We start from the raw sequence: 16,424 nt of genomic DNA on the forward strand, positions 1-16,424 counted from the left end.
TCGAAAGGCTGATGACGGTGCCGACGGTTTATCACGGGAAAAGTGGTGAAACCAAGAACAATGACCTGCGCAGGATTGACGCGGGGCGTCTCACTTTCTACCCATTGACGGGAATGGGAGAAACGACATGCAAATCGACTTCGGTGGCGGCAGCGAAATCAGCTTCGAGCGCAAGGGAAAAGCCGGGCTTGTGAAGCTTACAAGGACCGCTGCCCTCAACGCGCTCACCCACGATATGATTCTCGCGCTCGACCGTGCATTGCAGGCATGGGAAGACGATCCGGAAGTGGCCTGCGTGATTCTGGAAGGCGAGGGGCGCGCCTTCTGCGCCGGGGGCGACGTGGTCGCGGCCTACAAGGCCGGTCAGGCGGGAACGCCCGCCTATGAATTCTTCCGCGACGAATATCGGCTCAATGCGCGCATAGGCCGGTTTCCGAAGCCTTATGTATCGCTCATCAACGGTATCGTCATGGGCGGCGGCGCGGGCATTTCCGTGCACGGTTCGCATCGCGTCGTGACCGAGAACACGATGTTCGCCATGCCGGAAACCGGCATCGGTTTCTTCCCGGATGTGGGCGGCAGCGCGTTCCTGCCGCATCTGCACGACAATTTCGGCTATTATCTGGCGCTGACCGGCAATCGCATCCGCTGGGGCGACTGCCTCCAGAGCGGTATCGCCACCCATGCCGTGGCTGCGAGCGATTTGGAGGACGTGCGCGACGACATCGTCGCAACCGGCGATATCGAGGCCGCTCTGACCCGCAGCCAGTATCCCGATTTCGAGACTTCCGTCGAAACCCGCCAGATCGTCAACGAATGCTTTTCCCATGCAACCCTTGCCGATTGCATCGCGGCCATCGAGAAGGCCGCCGAGGGCGGCAGCAAACCCGCGCGGGACATACTGACGGTCATCGCCACACGGTCGCCGACCAGCGTCGCGGTCACTTTCCGCCAGATTGCCGATGGGCGGGCGCTCGATCTGGATGGCTGTATGCGCATGGAATACCGCATTGCCAGCCGGATGCTGGAAGCGCACGATTTCTATGAAGGCGTTCGCGCGCTTCTCATCGACAAGGACGGCGCGCCATCCTGGAAGCCTGCAACGCTCGATGAGGTCAGGCCCGAACAGGTCAACGCCTATTTCGCCAATCTGGGTGAAAGGGAACTGACCTTCTGATGAGGATCGGCTGATGCATATGAACGAGCTGCGCCAGCACACCCAGCCGAGCGGTACCGAATGGGCTTTTACATGGTTCATCCGGTTGCTCGCGCTCGTGGCGCTGGCGAGCGGCGTTTTCTACTGGATCAGGCTTATCGGCGTGCATCCGGGCCTTCTGTGGCGCTTCGACCTGATGCCCTGGCTCTGGCAGACCGCCGTCGTCGCCCTGGCGGTCCTGATGCCGGTTGCCGCCACGGGCCTATGGATGCGCGCGCCCTGGGGGCCGGTGCTGTGGTTCGTGGCCGCGATTGGCGAGATCGCCATCTATTCGGTTTTCTCGCGCCATTTCGAATACAGGCCGCTGACCGTCGGGTTCAACGCGGCCTGTATCGTCATTTATGTGGTCTTCCGCATCCTGCTGTTTCTTGAAAAGAGGCGGCAGGCGCGCGCGAACCTGCCGGCTTAGGGTCTAAAGTTTTTCAGTGCCGCGATAGCGGGCATAGGGCTTCGCCGTCTTTTCGTTGAAAAGCAGAACATCGTAAGTGTCGGGCGCGCTGCCCGGCATTTCCATGCCCGGCGATCCCATCGGCATACCCGGCGCCGTCAGCCCCGTTGCCTGCGGACGCTCGACCAGCAGCCGCTTGACCGCACCGGCCGGGACATGGCCCTCGATGACATAGCCATCGACAACCGCCGTATGGCATGAGGCAAGATCGGGATTCACACCGTGCTCTTCCTTGATCCTGTCCATCGCATCTTCGTTTCTGACCGTTACGTTGAAGCCCGCCGCCTTCATGTGGTCGGCCCATCCTTCGCAACAGCCGCAGGTGGGGTCTTTATATATCGTCATTTGCGGAGCGGCTGTAACAGGTTCGGCATGGGCGAAACCCGTAAACCCGGTAAAGCTCAACAATCCACCGATAACGACGTAACGGGCAAGATGAGGCGTCATGGTCTCTCCGATCAGTTTTGATATGAAGCGAAGCTATCGCGGATCGAGCCGGTTCTCAAATGACGAAAGTTTAATCCGGCATTCCGCCGCAGGCCCGGAAAACCGGGATTTTTCTGCTCCAGCGAGGTTCCGCCGAAAGGGGCCGCGAAAGATACGGAGTAAGTAAACATTAAGCCTGAATGGCCAATTTCGCCGGTAAGTTACTGTTAAGGCTGACTTTTAAGTCGAATTTTATGCATCTCCCCTAAATTCCGGTCAGAACGGTGAGAAACAATACACCGCATAAAACAGGAAGAGAGCTGCATCATGGTTTCATGGAATGCGGCTCCGGCAGAGAGGCAAAAGAAATGATCAACGCACAGCGCAAGACGGATGTATCCGCTCCGCTCACGACACCGGAAACCGCACTTCGCTCGCTCTATCTGGAAGCGCTCCAGCTTGTCGAGCGTCTGCATCGCCGCCTGCTCGACGTCGTCAAGGACGAGTTCGACCGCAACGGCCGCAGCGACATCAACGCCACGCAGGCGCTGCTTCTTTTCAATATCGGCAATTCGGAACTGACCGCAGGCGAATTGCGCTCGCGCGGTTACTATCTCGGCTCCAACGTGTCGTATAACCTCAAGAAGCTTGTCGAAATGGGCTTCATCCACCACCAGCGTTCCCGCGTGGACCGCCGTTCGGTGCGCGTCAGCCTGACCGACAAGGGCAACGAGATCGCCGCACAGGTGGCCGCGCTCTATGAACGCCACATCTCTTCCATCGAACAGGTCGGCGGCATTCAGGTCGATGAGTTTACGGCGATGAACAAGTCGCTTCAGCGTCTCGACCGCTTCTGGAACGACAGCATCGCCTATCGGCTGTAACCGGGCTTTGGCAAGCTGTCCGCTTGTTGCAGAACTGTCACAGCCTGCTTCCATTGAAGGGAATAAGATGCGGTCAGGCTCTCAATCCGGGGTCGCATGGCTTGAAATACCGGCCATGCGACATGATTAAGCCATAAAAAATGACTTAAGCCTTTCATAAAGGCACGGCCAATATTGTGCCGCCTTCGGGAATAGGCCCTGATACCGGAATATGGTAGAAGCGGTGGATATGCGATTTTGAAGACCGAAAGCCGCGTGCTGGCCTGTTGCTGATATTCTCTGGAAAGAACCCGCGTGAGCGGTCAGCCTTTTGGAACCAAGCAAAATGACGAAAACCGACAAACCAGCCGATGCTCTCAGAATGGATCGCCGCCGTTTCCTCCGCGGCGCGGCGACAGCCGGCCTTTCCGTAGCCGCTTCCGCCACGGTTTCCTCGGCTTACGCGCAACAGGCGCTGACCGACATTCTCGCTTCTCCGCGCCGCGGCAACTGGGATGACCAGTTCGATGCCCGCGCGACGGGTGGCCAGCGCGTGGCGACCAATCAGCCGGTCCTGAGCCAGCAGACTGTGGCCAGTCTCCAGAACGCGATAGCGCAATATACCGATATTGCCGGTCGCGGCGGCTGGCCGAACGTTCCGGGCAATACGAAGCTCAAGATCGGCGTGACCGATCCGGCGGTGCAATATTTGCGCAAGCGTCTGATAATTTCAGGCGACCTGCCGCAAGGCGCCGGCCTTTCCAGCTCGTTCGATACCTATGTCGATGCCGCCGTGAAGCGTTTCCAGTCGCGCCATGGCCTGCCTGCCGATGGCGTGATGGGCCAGTTCACCTATGCCGCCATGAATGTGGACGCCAATACGCGTCTCGGCCAGCTTCAGACCAATTTGCAGCGCCTCTCGCCTCTCGCCAATGAAGGTATGCAGGAACAGCGTTTCGTGATGGTCAACATTCCGGCCGCGCGCATCGAGGCCGTCGAGGGCGGCAGCGTCGTGCAGCGCCATACGGCGGTCGTCGGCAAGATCGACCGCCAGACGCCGCTCCTCAACTCGAAGATTCACGAGGTCATCCTCAATCCTTACTGGACCGCGCCGAAGTCGATCATCCAGAAGGACATCATTCCGCTGATGCGGAAGGACCCGCAATATCTGACCAAGAACAAGATCCGCCTTTACGACCAGTCGGGCCAGGAAGTCGCGCCTGAAACCGTGGACTGGAACACGGACGATGCGGTGAAGCTTATGTTCCGTCAGGACCCCGGCAAGATCAACGCCATGTCCTCGACCAAGATCAACTTCCACAATCCTTACGCGGTCTACATGCACGACACGCCGCAGAAGAGCTATTTCAACAAGCTCATGCGTTTCGACTCGTCAGGCTGCGTCCGTGTGCAGAATGTGCGCGACCTCGATGTGTGGCTCTTGAAGAATACGGCGGGCTGGGATCGCCAGACTATCGAAAGCACCATCAAAACCGGCACGAACACGCCGGTCCAGATTGCCGATCCGGTTCCTCTGCACTTTGTCTATATTACCGCCTGGTCCACGGGCGACGGCGTGGTTCAGTTCCGCGACGATATCTACAAGATGGACGGTGCAACGGCGCTGGCGCTCGGCACGGACACCTGATTCCATCAGAAACCGCCTTGTCAGAGCCGTCCGAACCTGTTTCGGGCGGCTTTTTCGTTCCGCCGCATTTATCAAATCGGTTTGCCGCATTTTGGAATATGCTTTTCGCTTTGCGGCCATTGGCCTTGTGCACTCAAGTGTGATAATGCGCCTCATCCAATAGCTTTACAGGCCGACCGGAGAGTGTGAACCATGTCGCAAGCCAACGCCGCCAAGAATGCGTTCTTTAATGCAAGCCTCGAAGATATCGATTCCGAGATTTTCGGTGCAATCCGCAACGAACTCGGTCGCCAGCGCCACGAAATCGAGTTGATCGCCTCGGAAAACATCGTCTCGCGCGCTGTTCTTGAAGCACAGGGTTCCATCCTCACCAACAAATATGCCGAGGGCTATCCGGGCAAGCGCTATTACGGCGGCTGCCAGTATGTGGACGTGGTCGAGGAACTGGCCATCGAACGTGCGAAGAAGCTCTTCGGCGCCGAATTTGCCAATGTGCAGCCGAATTCCGGCAGCCAGATGAACCAGGCCGTGTTCCTCGCGCTGCTTCAGCCGGGTGACACTTTCATGGGCCTCGACCTGAATTCCGGCGGTCACCTGACGCACGGTTCGCCGGTCAATATGTCCGGCAAGTGGTTCAATGTCGTCTCCTATGGCGTTCGCAAGGACGATCATCTGCTCGACATGGACGAAGTCGCCCGCCTCGCACGCGAAAACAAGCCGAAGCTGATCCTCGCGGGCGGCACCGCTTATTCGCGTATCTGGGACTGGAAGCGCTTCCGTGAGATTGCCGATGAAGTCGGCGCCTATCTGATGGTCGATATGGCGCACATCGCCGGTCTCGTGGCTGGCGGCCAGCATCCGTCGCCCGTTCCGCACGCCCATGTCTGCACCACGACGACGCACAAGTCGCTGCGCGGTCCGCGCGGCGGCATGATCCTCACCAACGACGCCGATATCGCCAAGAAGATCAATTCGGCAGTCTTCCCCGGCCTTCAGGGCGGTCCGCTGATGCATGTCATCGCTGGCAAGGCCGTAGCGTTCGGCGAAGCGCTGAAGCCGGAATTCAAGCTCTATGCGAAGAACGTCGTGGACAATGCGCGCGCACTGGCCGAAGAGCTGAAGTCGCACGGCCTCGACATCGTTTCGGGCGGCACCGACAATCACCTGATGCTGGTTGACCTGCGTCCGAAGAATGCGACCGGCAAGCGTGCCGAAGCAGCGCTTGGCCGCGCCAACATCACCTGCAACAAGAACGGCATTCCGTTCGACCCCGAAAAGCCATTCGTGACCTCCGGCGTCCGCCTCGGTACGCCCGCGGGCACCACGCGCGGTTTCGGCATAACGGAATTCAAGGAAATCGGCTCGCTGATCGCCGAAGTGCTTGATGGCCTCAAGGTCGCCAATTCCGACGAGGGCAATGCCGCCGTCGAACAGGCTGTGAAGGAAAAGGTCGTCGCCCTGACCGACCGCTTCCCGATGTACGGCTATCAGGGCTAAGCTCTGTTGCGATGTTCCGAAAAACCCCGTTCAGCCTTGTTGAGCGGGGTTTTTTCATTGTCGCTCTCGGTAGGTTGATCGGCGTTAATAAGCTATGATCGGCAGGAATCGGTTAAGCGTTACCTGCATCAAAGTCGAAAGTGTTCCATGCGTTGTCCCTATTGCCAGTCCGAAGATACGCAAGTGAAGGATTCCCGCCCGGCGGAAGACGGCGCGGTCATTCGCAGACGCCGCGTCTGCTCGGTTTGCGGTGGGCGTTTCACCACATTCGAGCGCGTCCAGTTGCGCGATCTCATGGTGGTGAAGAAAAGCGGGCGCCGCGTTCCCTTCGACCGCGACAAGCTCACGCGGTCCATCGAGGTGGCGCTGCGCAAGCGCGACGTTGACGGCGAAAGGGTGGAGCGCGCCATTTCCGGCATCGTGCGCCAGCTTGAAAGCTCGGGCGAGGCGGAAGTGACCTCCGATGAGATCGGTCGTCTGGCGATGGATGCGCTGAAAGGCATCGACGATATCGCTTATATCCGCTTCGCTTCGGTCTACCGGAATTTCAGCAAGGCCGTCGATTTCCACAACGTCATCGACGAATTGACGGTATCCGAAACCGGGGACGATCTGGAAGCATAGAATGGCTGAGAGGGAATTTCCGCATTCGAAAGCGACATCGGACGATGTCCGCTTCATGGAAGCGACGATCCGCCTTGCGCGCCGTCACAAGGGCCTGACAGGCACCAACCCTTCGGTGGGGACCATTATCGTCAGGGATGGCGTCATCGTCGGACGCGGCGTGACCGCGCTTGGCGGGCGACCCCATGCCGAACCGCAGGCGTTGGCCGATGCGGGCGAGGCGGCACGCGGCGCGACGGCTTATGTGACGCTTGAACCCTGTGCCCATCACGGACGCACGCCGCCATGTGCGGAAGCGCTGGTGCGGGCAGGCGTGGCGCGTGTCGTGGTCGCCGCGACCGACCCGGATGAGCGCGTCAGCGGAAAAGGCTTTGCCATCCTGCGTGAAGCGGGCATCGAGGTCGTGCCCGGCATTCTGTCCTCACAGGCTGCCGACGATCTCGCGGGCTATCTGAATCGATCCGCGAAGAAACGCCCGGAAGTGATTCTGAAACTTGCACTTTCCGCCGACGGCTATATCGGGCGCAAAGGCGAGGGGCAGGTGGCGATTACCGGGCCGGTATCGCGCGCGCAGTCGCATATCCTGCGGGCGCAGACGGATATCATCCTGATCGGCATCGACACGGCGATAGCCGACGATCCGGTGTTGAACTGCCGCCTGCCGGGGCTGGAACAGCGTTCGCCCGTTCGTGTGGTGCTCGACGGCGGATTGCGCCTGCCTTTGTCGTCGAAGCTTGTGCGGTCGGCAGCCGCGCAGCCTTTGTGGATTGCCTGTAGCGAAGAGGCGCCCGACGAACGCCGCGCCGCGCTGAGCGCGGCTGGATGCCGTATCCTTGCAACCGAAACACATGATTGCCGCGTGGCTTTGCCGGAATTGCTGGACGACCTTGCCGCGCAGGGCATTTCCTCGCTTCTGGTCGAGGGCGGCGCGGGCGTTGCGAAGAGCTTTCTGGATGAAAAGCTCGTGGATCGGCTGGCCGTCTTCCGTTCCCCGGTCGAGATCGGCGCGGCGGGTGGGCTTGCCGTGGACGGTCTTGAAACCCATATCGCTGACGAGTTCGAAATTCTGCGGCAGGCGCGCTACGGCGACGATGCCTATACGGAATATGTAAGGAAGACTTACTGATGTTTACAGGCATTATCACCGATATCGGCAAGGTTGACCGGGTCAAGCCGCTCAATGAAGGCGTGCTTTTGCGGATCGAGACCGCCTATGATCCCGAAACGATCGAGCTTGGTGCATCGATCGCCTGCTCGGGCGTCTGTCTGACTGTGGTCGCGCTGCCGGAAAAGGGCACCAATGCGCGCTGGTTCGAGGTCGAAGCCTGGGAAGAAGCGCTGCGCCTGACCACGATCTCCAATTGGCAGAGCGGGCGGAACATCAATCTGGAACGCTCGCTGAAACTTGGCGACGAAATGGGCGGACACCTCGTTTCGGGCCATGTCGACGGGCAGGCCGAAATCGTCGGGCGCAAGGACGAGGGCGATGCGGTGCGCTTTACCCTGCGCGCGCCGGAAGAACTGGCTCCGTTCATCGCCCAGAAGGGATCGGTCGCGCTCGACGGCACGTCGCTGACGGTCAACGGCGTCAACGGCAACGAATTCGACGTGCTTTTGATCCGCCATTCGCTGGAAGTCACCACCTGGGGCGAGCGCAAGGCGGGCGATAAGGTCAATATCGAGATCGACCAGCTCGCACGTTACGCAGCAAGGCTTGCGCAATATCGGAAATAGGCTTACAGCCTAAATTCCCAGGCTGTAAAAGCATATCCCGATTTTAAGCGTTGACCGCATCGTTGCGGTCCGCAGAATTTTGTCATGGAGTCTCTCATGTCCAAGCACGAGGCGCATGCGCCGCATTTGCTTATTGTCGAAGCGCGTTTCTACGATGGTTTCGCCGACGCGCTTCTTGATGGCGCAAAGGCGGCTCTGGATGAGGCCGGGGCGACTTATGACGTCGTGACGGTTCCCGGCGCGCTGGAAATTCCTGCCGTGATTTCGTTTGCTCTCGATGGCGCAGACAATGGCGGCACCGAATATGACGGCTTCGTCGCGCTCGGCACGGTTATCCGTGGCGAAACCTATCACTTCGATATCGTATCCAATGAATCCTGCCGTGCGCTCACCAATCTCTCGGTCGAGGAAAGCATTGCCATCGGCAACGGCATCCTGACGGTCGAGAACGAAGAGCAGGCCTGGGTTCGCGCTCGTCGCGAAGACAAGGACAAGGGCGGTTTTGCTGCCCGCGCCGCACTGACCATGATCGACCTGCGCAAGAAGTTCGGAGCCTGAATATTATGAATTCTTCTACCTCAGGCCGCCCGACCCCCAACGCTCCGCGCACGGCAAACAAGCGCGGCGTCGCCCGTCTTGCCGCCGTGCAGGCGCTCTATCAGATGGATGTCGCGGGTACGGGCGTACTGGAAGTGGTGGCCGAGTACGAATCTTTCCGGCTTGGCAAGGAAGTGGACGGCACGCAATATCTCGACGCCGATCCGCAATGGTTCCGCGCAATCGTCGCAGGCGTGGTCGATGACCAGTTGAAACTCGACCCGATGATTCATCAGGCTTTGACGGAAGACTGGCCGCTGTCGCGTCTCGATTCCACCCTGCGCGCCATTCTGCGCGCCGGCACATGGGAACTGAAGTCGCGCAATGATGTGCCGACCGCCGTGATCGTGTCGGAATATGTCGATATCGCCAAGGCGTTCTATACCGAGGATGAGCCGAAACTGGTCAATGCCGTGCTCGACCGGCTGGCATTCGTCGTTCGCGGCGAAAGCCGGGGCGTGAAGCCGCGCTGATCCGGCTTCCCCGACAATAATGACGAAAGAAGGGCTGTGAGAAATCGCAGCCCTTCTTTCGTTGTACGCTGGCAAAGAACGACTTGACGTTTGTTAAACCGTTTCGCATGTTGGTTGCGCGGCATTGAGAATGCTGAAATGCAAGGAATCGCGCCAATATCTTGATTTCAAGGCGTAAGTTCCAGACGTGAATATACCGATGAAGCCCGGTATCCTTTATTGGCTTCAGGCACTTCCATGCCGCTCAGTCGGGTCCGGGGAGGGGTTTTCCGGCCTATCCTGCGCATGTGCCTGCCGACAATCGCGGCTCGCGGTCTGACGGTAGCCAGCGCAAACTATGGAGCGTGTTTCGATCTGTTTGCAACAGACCGGCGCTCCAGTTGTCTGATTGGCCGCGCATTTTTTCCGAAAACCGTTCCACATTTTTCGGGATGCGCTCAATGGGAGTTGGCCTTTATGCAAATGGGAGTGGCAGTCTTACTTCTCGTTATTGCCTGCGGTGTGCTTTCCGTCCTTTTCGCCATATGGGCGATCCGCTCGGTCCTCTCGGCCGATCAGGGAACACAGCGTATGCAGGAAATCGCTGGCGCCATCCGTGAAGGCGCGTCAGCCTATCTCACAAGACAATATTCCACGATTGCCATCGTCGGCGTCGTTGTTTTCATCGCCGCCTGGTATCTGCTGTCGCTCAGCGCGGCCATCGGCTTCCTGATCGGCGCGGTCCTGTCGGGCGTTACCGGCTTCATCGGGATGCATGTTTCGGTCCGCGCCAATGTACGCACCGCGCAGGCCGCTTCGCTCAGCCTCGCGGGCGGACTGGAGCTTGCCTTCAAGTCCGGCGCGATCACCGGCCTTCTGGTGGCCGGGCTAGCGCTTCTCGGCGTGTCCGTCTATTACTTCATTCTCACCGCATGGCTCGGTTACTCGCCTGCGGACCGCATGGTTATCGATGCGCTCGTGTCGCTTGGCTTCGGCGCTTCGCTGATTTCGATCTTCGCGCGTCTCGGCGGTGGCATCTTCACCAAGGGGGCGGATGTCGGTGGCGATCTCGTCGGCAAGGTGGAAGCGGGAATCCCGGAAGACGATCCGCGCAATCCGGCAACCATCGCGGATAATGTGGGCGACAATGTCGGCGATTGCGCGGGCATGGCCGCCGACCTGTTCGAAACCTATGCCGTGACGGTCGTGGCGACCATGGTTCTGGGCGCGATCTTCTTCAACGGTTCCAACATACTGCCCGCCGTGATGCTCTATCCGCTGATGATCTGCGGTGCCTGCGTCATCACCTCGATTGTCGGCACTTTCTTCGTCAAGCTCAGCGTGGACGGCTCCATCATGGGCGCGCTTTACAAGGGCCTGATTGCCACGGGCCTGCTTTCCATCGCGGGGCTTGGCATCGCCAATACGCTCACCGTCGGCTGGGGCGAGATTGGAACGGTTGCCGGGAAAAGCATCACTGGCACCAACCTGTTCTTCTGCGGTCTGATCGGCCTCGTCGTGACCGGCCTGATCGTGGTGATCACCGAATATTATACCGGCACCAACAAGCGCCCGGTCAATTCCATCGCGCAGGCCTCCGTCACCGGCCATGGCACCAATGTCATTCAGGGATTGGCCGTCTCGCTGGAATCGACCGCGCTGCCTGCCATCGTCATCGTCGGCGGCATCATTTCCACCTATCAGCTTGCCGGTCTGTTCGGAACCGCGATTGCAGTTACGGCCATGCTCGGCATTGCGGGCATGATCGTCGCGCTCGATGCTTTCGGTCCCGTTACGGACAATGCCGGCGGCATTGCCGAAATGGCCGGTCTCGACCCGGAAGTGCGCAAGGCCACCGATGCGCTCGATGCGGTCGGCAACACGACCAAGGCCGTGACCAAGGGCTATGCCATCGGTTCGGCGGGGCTGGGCGCGCTGGTGCTGTTCGCGGCCTATTCCAACGACCTGGCCTATTTCGCCGCCAATGGCCAGACCTATCCATATTTCGCCGATATGGGGCCTGTCTCCTTCGATCTCTCCAACCCTTATGTGGTTGCGGGGCTGATCTTCGGCGGGCTGATCCCCTATCTCTTCGGCGGCATGGCCATGACGGCAGTGGGCCGGGCCGGAGGCGCGGTGGTGCAGGAAGTGCGCCGCCAATTCCGCGAAAAGCCCGGCATCATGACCGGCAAGGAACGCCCGGACTATGCGCGCGCGGTCGATCTCCTGACCAGGGCGGCAATCCGCGAGATGATCATCCCGTCGCTTTTGCCGGTCCTGGCGCCGCTTGTCGTCTATTTCGGCGTGCTGCTTATCTCCGGCTCGAAGGCCGCGGCTTTTGCCGCACTTGGCGCTTCGCTTCTCGGCGTCATCATCAATGGCCTGTTCGTGGCGATCTCCATGACGTCCGGCGGCGGCGCATGGGATAATGCCAAGAAGAGCTTCGAGGACGGGTTCACCGATGCCGATGGCGTGAAGCACCTGAAAGGCTCGGAAGCGCACAAGGCTTCCGTGACCGGCGATACGGTCGGCGATCCCTACAAGGATACGGCAGGCCCTGCCGTCAATCCGGCCATCAAGATCACCAATATCGTGGCGCTGCTGCTGCTGGCGGTGCTGGCGCACATGGCCTGATCGGTTTCCGACCCGAAAAAAGAAAACCCGCCGTAAAGGCGGGTTTTTCATTGCAGCCTGTTGCCACCGATCAGTTGCCGGGGCTGCCGGACATGCCCGGCAGCGAGGTCGGGGCCTTGGAAACGCCCTGGATGATCTGGCCGAGGAAGGTCTGGTCCTTGCCGCCAGTTGGCGTCGTGCGCGACACGAAGTCGAACAGCTTGCCGTCCTTCAGGCCGTAATTTGCGATATGCTCGACCTTGCCGTCCTTGTCGAAATAGATCGCGAGAATCTGGCGTTCGATGATCTTCGGCTTCATGAACTGCACGGCGCGATAGCGCTTCTGCGAAATATAGTAGAACACTTCATTGTCGAAGGTCGCGGTGGTGGACGGCGTGCCAAGCGCCAGAAGCGCCTGTTCGCGGCTGGAGCCGACGGGAACCGAACTCAGTGCGTCCTGATCGAGCACGTACCCTTCGGTCAGTGTTTCGGACGGGTTGAGCGTGGATGCGGTGTTGCATCCGGCAAGAGCCACTGAGAAGAGAATTGCCGTGCCCGCGAGAAGGGCACGCTGCCCGCGTACGCCAGAGGATGCACTTGGGAAAATTCGCTGCAACAAAGACCTCTCCATACATTCTAATTCAGCGCGGCACTTTCGCCGTCGGGAGAACTTCGGTAAACCACCTTGCTTATTTATGCAACTGGAACGGTCGTACGGATATGATTCTCCAACTATTCCGCCGCAAATCGAAAGCAAATCAGGCGATTGTGCTTCGCGTTTACGAGACGATCGTGGCAGCGGCGCGGCAAAAACGGTTTTATGCACAATTTGATGTGCCCGATACGCCCCTTGGCCGCTATGAGATGCTCTCGCTGCATATTTTCCTCGCGCTGCACCGCATGAGAGGGGAAAATGCAGCGCTTGCCGATCTTGCGCAGGAAATTGCCGACGAGTTCTTCAAGGATGTGGATCACTCGCTACGCGAACTTGGCATCGGCGATCAGGGCGTGCCGAAGCGCATGAAGAAGCTTGCGCGCATGTTCTATGGCCGCGTTGCGGCCTATGGCGAGGCTCTGGATGCAGACGATCCGGCAGCGCTTGCCGCCGCGCTGACACGAAATATCCGCCCGGACCTCGAATTCTGGCCACATGCTCGCTATTTAAGTGAATATGTTCTGGCCTGCCGCGACTGTCTGCAAAAAATCGCCGACGATGCTTTGGCGGCGGGCGACATTTCCTATATGGATGCCGGGCAGGTTGGTTTTGCGCCAACGAACAATGCTGAAGAGGCCAATGAGAATGACTGACAGACCGGCGCTCACCTATCCCGTTCCGGTTCTTCACCTGCCGCAAAAGGGTGTCACGGTGAAAATCGGGACCGACGAGAAGGAACGCGCAGCGCTCGCCAGGGATCACGCGCTTGAGGCGGTAAACACGTTCTCGGCTGAATTTCTGCTGACGCCGTGGAAAAAGGACGGCATCCGGGTGCGCGGCCGCATCGACGCGGAAATCGTGCAGTCTTGCGTGGTGACGCTGGAGCCGTTGACCAACACGATTGCCGAGGAGATCGACACGGTCTTCGTGCCGGAAAATTCGCGGCTCGCCCGGATAGAGCTTGATGACAGCGGCGAAATGCTGCTCGATGCGGAAGGCGCGGACATTCCCGAAACCTTTGTCGGAGACAGAATCGATGTCGGTGCGATTGCAGAGGAATTCTTCGATCTCGCCATCGATCCCTATCCCCGCAAGCCGAGATTGCCGGACGAAAGCGAGCCGAAGATTTTCGGCGATGACGGTGCGGAAGAAAAGCCCGTTTCGCCATTCGCCAAGCTTTCTGAATGGCAGAAGAAGTCGTAATTCACAGCGGGTTTATCAGAATTTGGTTGTGCGACGACGCAAAAACACTATTTTCGCCGAAAACCTGTCTGTTGCAAAAGCAGCGCAGGGACAGGGATCGCACAGGAATAATCAAGAGTGATCAAAATTTCGATTGACGCCATGGGCGGTGATTTCGGCCCGGAAGTGGTCATCCCCGGCGCGGCGAAGGCGCTTGAGCGTCATCCTGACATCCGCTTCATCTTCTTCGGTCTCCCCGCTCAGGTGGAGCCGGTGCTGGCACGCTATCCGAAACTGAAGGCTGCATCGGAGTTCCGCGCCAGCCAGGTGGCCATCAGCATGGACGACAAGCCGAGCCAGGCCCTGCGCGCCGGACGCGGCAAATCTTCCATGTGGCAGGCCATCGAGGCGGTGAAGACCGGCGATGCCGATGTCTGCGTTTCGGCGGGCAATACCGGCGCGCTGATGGCCATGTCCAAATTCTGCCTGCGCATGATGTCGGATGTCGAGCGTCCGGCAATCGCCGGTATATGGCCGACACTGCGCGGCGAGAGCATCGTGCTCGACATTGGCGCCACCATCGGCGCGGATGCCCGCCAGCTTGTCGATTACGCCGTCATGGGCGCGGGCATGGCGCGGGCATTGTTCGAAGTGCGCAAGCCGACGGTCGGCCTGCTGAATGTCGGTACGGAAGAAGTGAAGGGCCTCGACGAGATCAAGGAAGCGGGCCAGATTCTGCGCGACACACCGCTGGCAGGACTGGAATATGCCGGTTTCGTGGAAGGCAACGATATCGGCAAGGGCACCGTGGATGTTGTCGTGACCGAGGGTTTCACCGGCAATATCGCGCTCAAGACCGCCGAAGGCACTGCCCGCCAGATGGCAACGATGCTGCGTCAGGCCATGAGCCGCACGCTGCTTGCCAAGATCGGCTACGTTTTCGCCAAAGGCGCTTTCGACCGCCTGCGCGAGAAAATGGACCCGAACAAGGTCAATGGCGGCGTCTTTCTGGGTTTGAGCGGCGTGGTCATCAAAAGCCATGGCGGCGCGAACGCCGAGGGCTTCTGTTCGGCAGTGGAAGTTGGCTATGACATGGTGAGAAATCGCCTTCTGGAAAAGATCGAGGCCGATCTGGCTCATTTCCACCACAGTCATCCGCATGTTTCGTCCAATGAGGGCGGGGCAGCGGCGAAGTAACTTTTTGCCAGCGGAGCATTTCCAGCAAAAGTGTGAAGCGGTTTTGCGTCGGATAATGCGACAAACAAATAAATAGAGCGGTTCCGACGATTCCGTTTGACCGGAACCGCTCCGGGTTGAGCCAGAATTCGCGACCGTGCGGGGAAGTCTCCGTCGCAGTGATCGCATAAGAGGACAGGAAATAAGAGATGATAAGATCTGTCGTGCGGGGTATCGGTTCGGCATTGCCGAAGCGGGTCATGAAGAATACCGACTTCGAAGGTATCGTTGAAACCTCGGACGAGTGGATCGTGCAGCGCACGGGCATCCGCGAACGCCACATCGCCAGTGACGGCGAAACCACGGTTTCGCTCGGCGCGGCGGCAGCGCGCGCGGCAATCGAAAACGCCGGTTTGCAGCCGGAAGATATTGATCTCGTTCTTCTGGCGACCTCCACGCCGAACAATACGTTTCCGGCAAGTTCTGTGGAAATCCAGCGCGAGCTTGGCATCACCAGAGGCTTTGCCTTCGACATGCAGGCCGTCTGTAGCGGCTTCATCTACGCGCTCACGACCGCGGACCTCTATATCCGCGGTGGCATGGCCAGACGCGTTCTGGTCATCGGTGCCGAAACCTTCTCACGCATCCTCGACTGGACCGACCGCACCACCTGCGTCCTGTTCGGCGACGGTGCGGGCGCGCTGGTTCTCGAAGCGGCGGAAGGCAACGGCCTGACCTCGGATCGCGGCGTTCTGGCCGCCAATCTGCGTTCGGACGGCAATCACAAGGAAAAGCTCTATGTCGACGGCGGTCCGTCGACCACGCAGACTGTCGGACATCTGCGCATGGAAGGCCGGGAAGTCTTCAAACATGCCGTCGGCATGATTACCGACGTGATCGAGGCTTCCTTCGCGGAAACCGGCCTGACCGCCGAGGATATCGACTGGTTCGTCCCGCATCAGGCCAATAAACGCATCATCGACGCGTCTGCCAGAAAGCTGAACATTGCCGAAGACAAGGTTGTCATCACCGTTGACCGCCACGGCAATACGTCCGCCGCATCGGTTCCGCTGGCGCTTGCGACCGCCGTCGCCGATGGCCGCATCAAGAAGGGCGACCTCGTTCTGCTCGAAGCGATGGGCGGCGGATTTACCTGGGGCGCGGTCCTGCTGCGCTGGTAGGGTCCATCCGCCCCGGCTACATGCACGAAAAGGCGAAGGAAATGGACACATTTCCTTCGCCTTTTCTCCTTGCATCCAAACGGATGGCCTCAAACCAATTTCACCAAATTGA

General features: G+C 59.5%; 17 protein-coding genes. 15 read left to right on the top strand and 2 right to left on the bottom strand.

All coding sequences use genetic code 11. From position 1 onward, the window contains the following. The first annotated feature begins 127 nt into the window (after positions 1-127). Positions 128-1,177: an enoyl-CoA hydratase/isomerase family protein gene (locus FHS76_RS06225; protein WP_183649645.1), complete on the top strand. Its 1,050-nt coding sequence runs from the start codon at positions 128-130 to the stop codon at positions 1,175-1,177. Between the two features lie 13 nt (positions 1,178-1,190). After that, positions 1,191-1,625: a DUF6163 family protein gene (locus FHS76_RS06230; RefSeq protein WP_183649647.1), complete on the top strand. Its 435-nt coding sequence runs from the start codon at positions 1,191-1,193 to the stop codon at positions 1,623-1,625. Positions 1,626-1,628: 3 nt separating this feature from the next. Here the strand turns inward: FHS76_RS06230 and FHS76_RS06235 are convergent, their stop codons facing one another. Next, positions 1,629-2,111: a DUF411 domain-containing protein gene (locus tag FHS76_RS06235; protein WP_183649649.1), complete on the bottom strand. Its 483-nt coding sequence runs from the start codon at positions 2,109-2,111 to the stop codon at positions 1,629-1,631. A gap of 347 nt (positions 2,112-2,458) precedes the next feature. On the opposite strand from FHS76_RS06235, the gene ldtR reads away from it, so the two are divergent. From ldtR to FHS76_RS06280, 9 genes are all read left to right on the top strand, one after another. Beyond that, a complete protein-coding gene (ldtR, locus tag FHS76_RS06240; protein ID WP_183649651.1) occupies positions 2,459-2,974 on the top strand; it encodes a transcriptional regulator LdtR in 516 nt (171 codons plus the stop codon). Between the two features lie 325 nt (positions 2,975-3,299). After that, positions 3,300-4,601, top strand: a complete 1,302-nt coding sequence (locus FHS76_RS06245; protein ID WP_183649654.1) for a L,D-transpeptidase family protein — start codon at positions 3,300-3,302, stop codon at positions 4,599-4,601. A gap of 192 nt (positions 4,602-4,793) precedes the next feature. Then, positions 4,794-6,098, top strand: a complete 1,305-nt coding sequence (glyA, locus tag FHS76_RS06250; protein ID WP_183649656.1) for a serine hydroxymethyltransferase — start codon at positions 4,794-4,796, stop codon at positions 6,096-6,098. Positions 6,099-6,245: 147 nt separating this feature from the next. Further along, positions 6,246-6,722: a transcriptional regulator NrdR gene (gene nrdR, locus FHS76_RS06255; protein ID WP_183649659.1), complete on the top strand. Its 477-nt coding sequence runs from the start codon at positions 6,246-6,248 to the stop codon at positions 6,720-6,722. A 1-nt stretch (position 6,723) separates the two neighbouring features. Beyond that, positions 6,724-7,848: a bifunctional diaminohydroxyphosphoribosylaminopyrimidine deaminase/5-amino-6-(5-phosphoribosylamino)uracil reductase RibD gene (gene ribD / locus FHS76_RS06260; RefSeq protein WP_183649661.1), complete on the top strand. Its 1,125-nt coding sequence runs from the start codon at positions 6,724-6,726 to the stop codon at positions 7,846-7,848. Continuing rightward, positions 7,848-8,456 carry a riboflavin synthase gene (locus tag FHS76_RS06265; RefSeq protein WP_183649663.1) on the top strand — a complete coding sequence of 203 codons (609 nt, stop codon included), beginning with the start codon at positions 7,848-7,850 and terminating at the stop codon, positions 8,454-8,456. The genes ribD and FHS76_RS06265 overlap by 1 nt, the downstream gene beginning before the upstream one ends. A 96-nt stretch (positions 8,457-8,552) precedes the next feature. Further along, a complete protein-coding gene (locus FHS76_RS06270) occupies positions 8,553-9,014 on the top strand; it encodes a 6,7-dimethyl-8-ribityllumazine synthase (protein WP_183649665.1) in 462 nt (153 codons plus the stop codon). A gap of 5 nt (positions 9,015-9,019) precedes the next feature. Further along, complete coding sequence (gene nusB / locus FHS76_RS06275; RefSeq protein ID WP_183649669.1) at positions 9,020-9,526, top strand: transcription antitermination factor NusB; 507 nt, start codon at positions 9,020-9,022, stop codon at positions 9,524-9,526. 456 nt (positions 9,527-9,982) lie between these two features. Next, on the top strand, positions 9,983-12,139 hold the full coding sequence (locus FHS76_RS06280) for a sodium-translocating pyrophosphatase (protein WP_183649671.1): 2,157 nt from the start codon (positions 9,983-9,985) through the stop codon (positions 12,137-12,139). Between the two features lie 70 nt (positions 12,140-12,209). On the opposite strand, the gene FHS76_RS06285 is transcribed toward FHS76_RS06280, so the two are convergent. Then, positions 12,210-12,737: an outer membrane protein assembly factor BamE gene (locus FHS76_RS06285; protein ID WP_183649673.1), complete on the bottom strand. Its 528-nt coding sequence runs from the start codon at positions 12,735-12,737 to the stop codon at positions 12,210-12,212. Positions 12,738-12,838: 101 nt separating this feature from the next. Here FHS76_RS06285 and FHS76_RS06290 point away from each other — a divergent pair, with 101 nt between their 5' ends. From FHS76_RS06290 to FHS76_RS06310, 4 genes are all read left to right on the top strand, one after another. Continuing rightward, positions 12,839-13,426 carry a ubiquinol-cytochrome C chaperone family protein gene (locus FHS76_RS06290; RefSeq protein WP_183649675.1) on the top strand — a complete coding sequence of 196 codons (588 nt, stop codon included), beginning with the start codon at positions 12,839-12,841 and terminating at the stop codon, positions 13,424-13,426. Next, the gene (locus tag FHS76_RS06295; RefSeq protein WP_183649677.1) at positions 13,419-13,976 is read left to right on the top strand and encodes a YceD family protein; all 558 of its coding nucleotides are present in this window, start codon (positions 13,419-13,421) and stop codon (positions 13,974-13,976) included. Before FHS76_RS06290 ends, FHS76_RS06295 begins: the two co-directional genes overlap by 8 nt. A 117-nt stretch (positions 13,977-14,093) precedes the next feature. Then, on the top strand, positions 14,094-15,152 hold the full coding sequence (gene plsX / locus FHS76_RS06300) for a phosphate acyltransferase PlsX (RefSeq protein WP_183649679.1): 1,059 nt from the start codon (positions 14,094-14,096) through the stop codon (positions 15,150-15,152). A 188-nt stretch (positions 15,153-15,340) separates the two neighbouring features. Continuing rightward, positions 15,341-16,312 (top strand): beta-ketoacyl-ACP synthase III, encoded by a 972-nt coding sequence (locus FHS76_RS06310; protein ID WP_183649681.1) that lies wholly within the window; start codon positions 15,341-15,343, stop codon positions 16,310-16,312. Positions 16,313-16,424 lie beyond the last annotated feature (112 nt).

It is taken from the genome of Brucella daejeonensis, assembly GCF_014199265.1.
In the GTDB taxonomy this organism is placed as follows: Bacteria; Pseudomonadota; Alphaproteobacteria; order Rhizobiales; family Rhizobiaceae; genus Brucella; species Brucella daejeonensis.

Coding starts and splice junctions, on each gene's coding strand:
- FHS76_RS06265 (WP_183649663.1), top strand. CDS start 7,848: ATGTTTACAGGCATTATCACCGATATCGGCAAGGTTGACCGGGTCAAG.
- nusB (WP_183649669.1), top strand. CDS start 9,020: ATGAATTCTTCTACCTCAGGCCGCCCGACCCCCAACGCTCCGCGCACG.
- ldtR (WP_183649651.1), top strand. CDS start 2,459: ATGATCAACGCACAGCGCAAGACGGATGTATCCGCTCCGCTCACGACA.
- FHS76_RS06295 (WP_183649677.1), top strand. CDS start 13,419: ATGACTGACAGACCGGCGCTCACCTATCCCGTTCCGGTTCTTCACCTG.
- FHS76_RS06230 (WP_183649647.1), top strand. CDS start 1,191: ATGCATATGAACGAGCTGCGCCAGCACACCCAGCCGAGCGGTACCGAA.
- FHS76_RS06280 (WP_183649671.1), top strand. CDS start 9,983: ATGCAAATGGGAGTGGCAGTCTTACTTCTCGTTATTGCCTGCGGTGTG.
- ribD (WP_183649661.1), top strand. CDS start 6,724: ATGGCTGAGAGGGAATTTCCGCATTCGAAAGCGACATCGGACGATGTC.
- FHS76_RS06225 (WP_183649645.1), top strand. CDS start 128: ATGCAAATCGACTTCGGTGGCGGCAGCGAAATCAGCTTCGAGCGCAAG.
- FHS76_RS06270 (WP_183649665.1), top strand. CDS start 8,553: ATGTCCAAGCACGAGGCGCATGCGCCGCATTTGCTTATTGTCGAAGCG.
- nrdR (WP_183649659.1), top strand. CDS start 6,246: ATGCGTTGTCCCTATTGCCAGTCCGAAGATACGCAAGTGAAGGATTCC.
- glyA (WP_183649656.1), top strand. CDS start 4,794: ATGTCGCAAGCCAACGCCGCCAAGAATGCGTTCTTTAATGCAAGCCTC.
- FHS76_RS06310 (WP_183649681.1), top strand. CDS start 15,341: ATGATAAGATCTGTCGTGCGGGGTATCGGTTCGGCATTGCCGAAGCGG.
- FHS76_RS06245 (WP_183649654.1), top strand. CDS start 3,300: ATGACGAAAACCGACAAACCAGCCGATGCTCTCAGAATGGATCGCCGC.
- FHS76_RS06235 (WP_183649649.1), bottom strand. CDS start 2,111: ATGACGCCTCATCTTGCCCGTTACGTCGTTATCGGTGGATTGTTGAGC.
- FHS76_RS06290 (WP_183649675.1), top strand. CDS start 12,839: ATGATTCTCCAACTATTCCGCCGCAAATCGAAAGCAAATCAGGCGATT.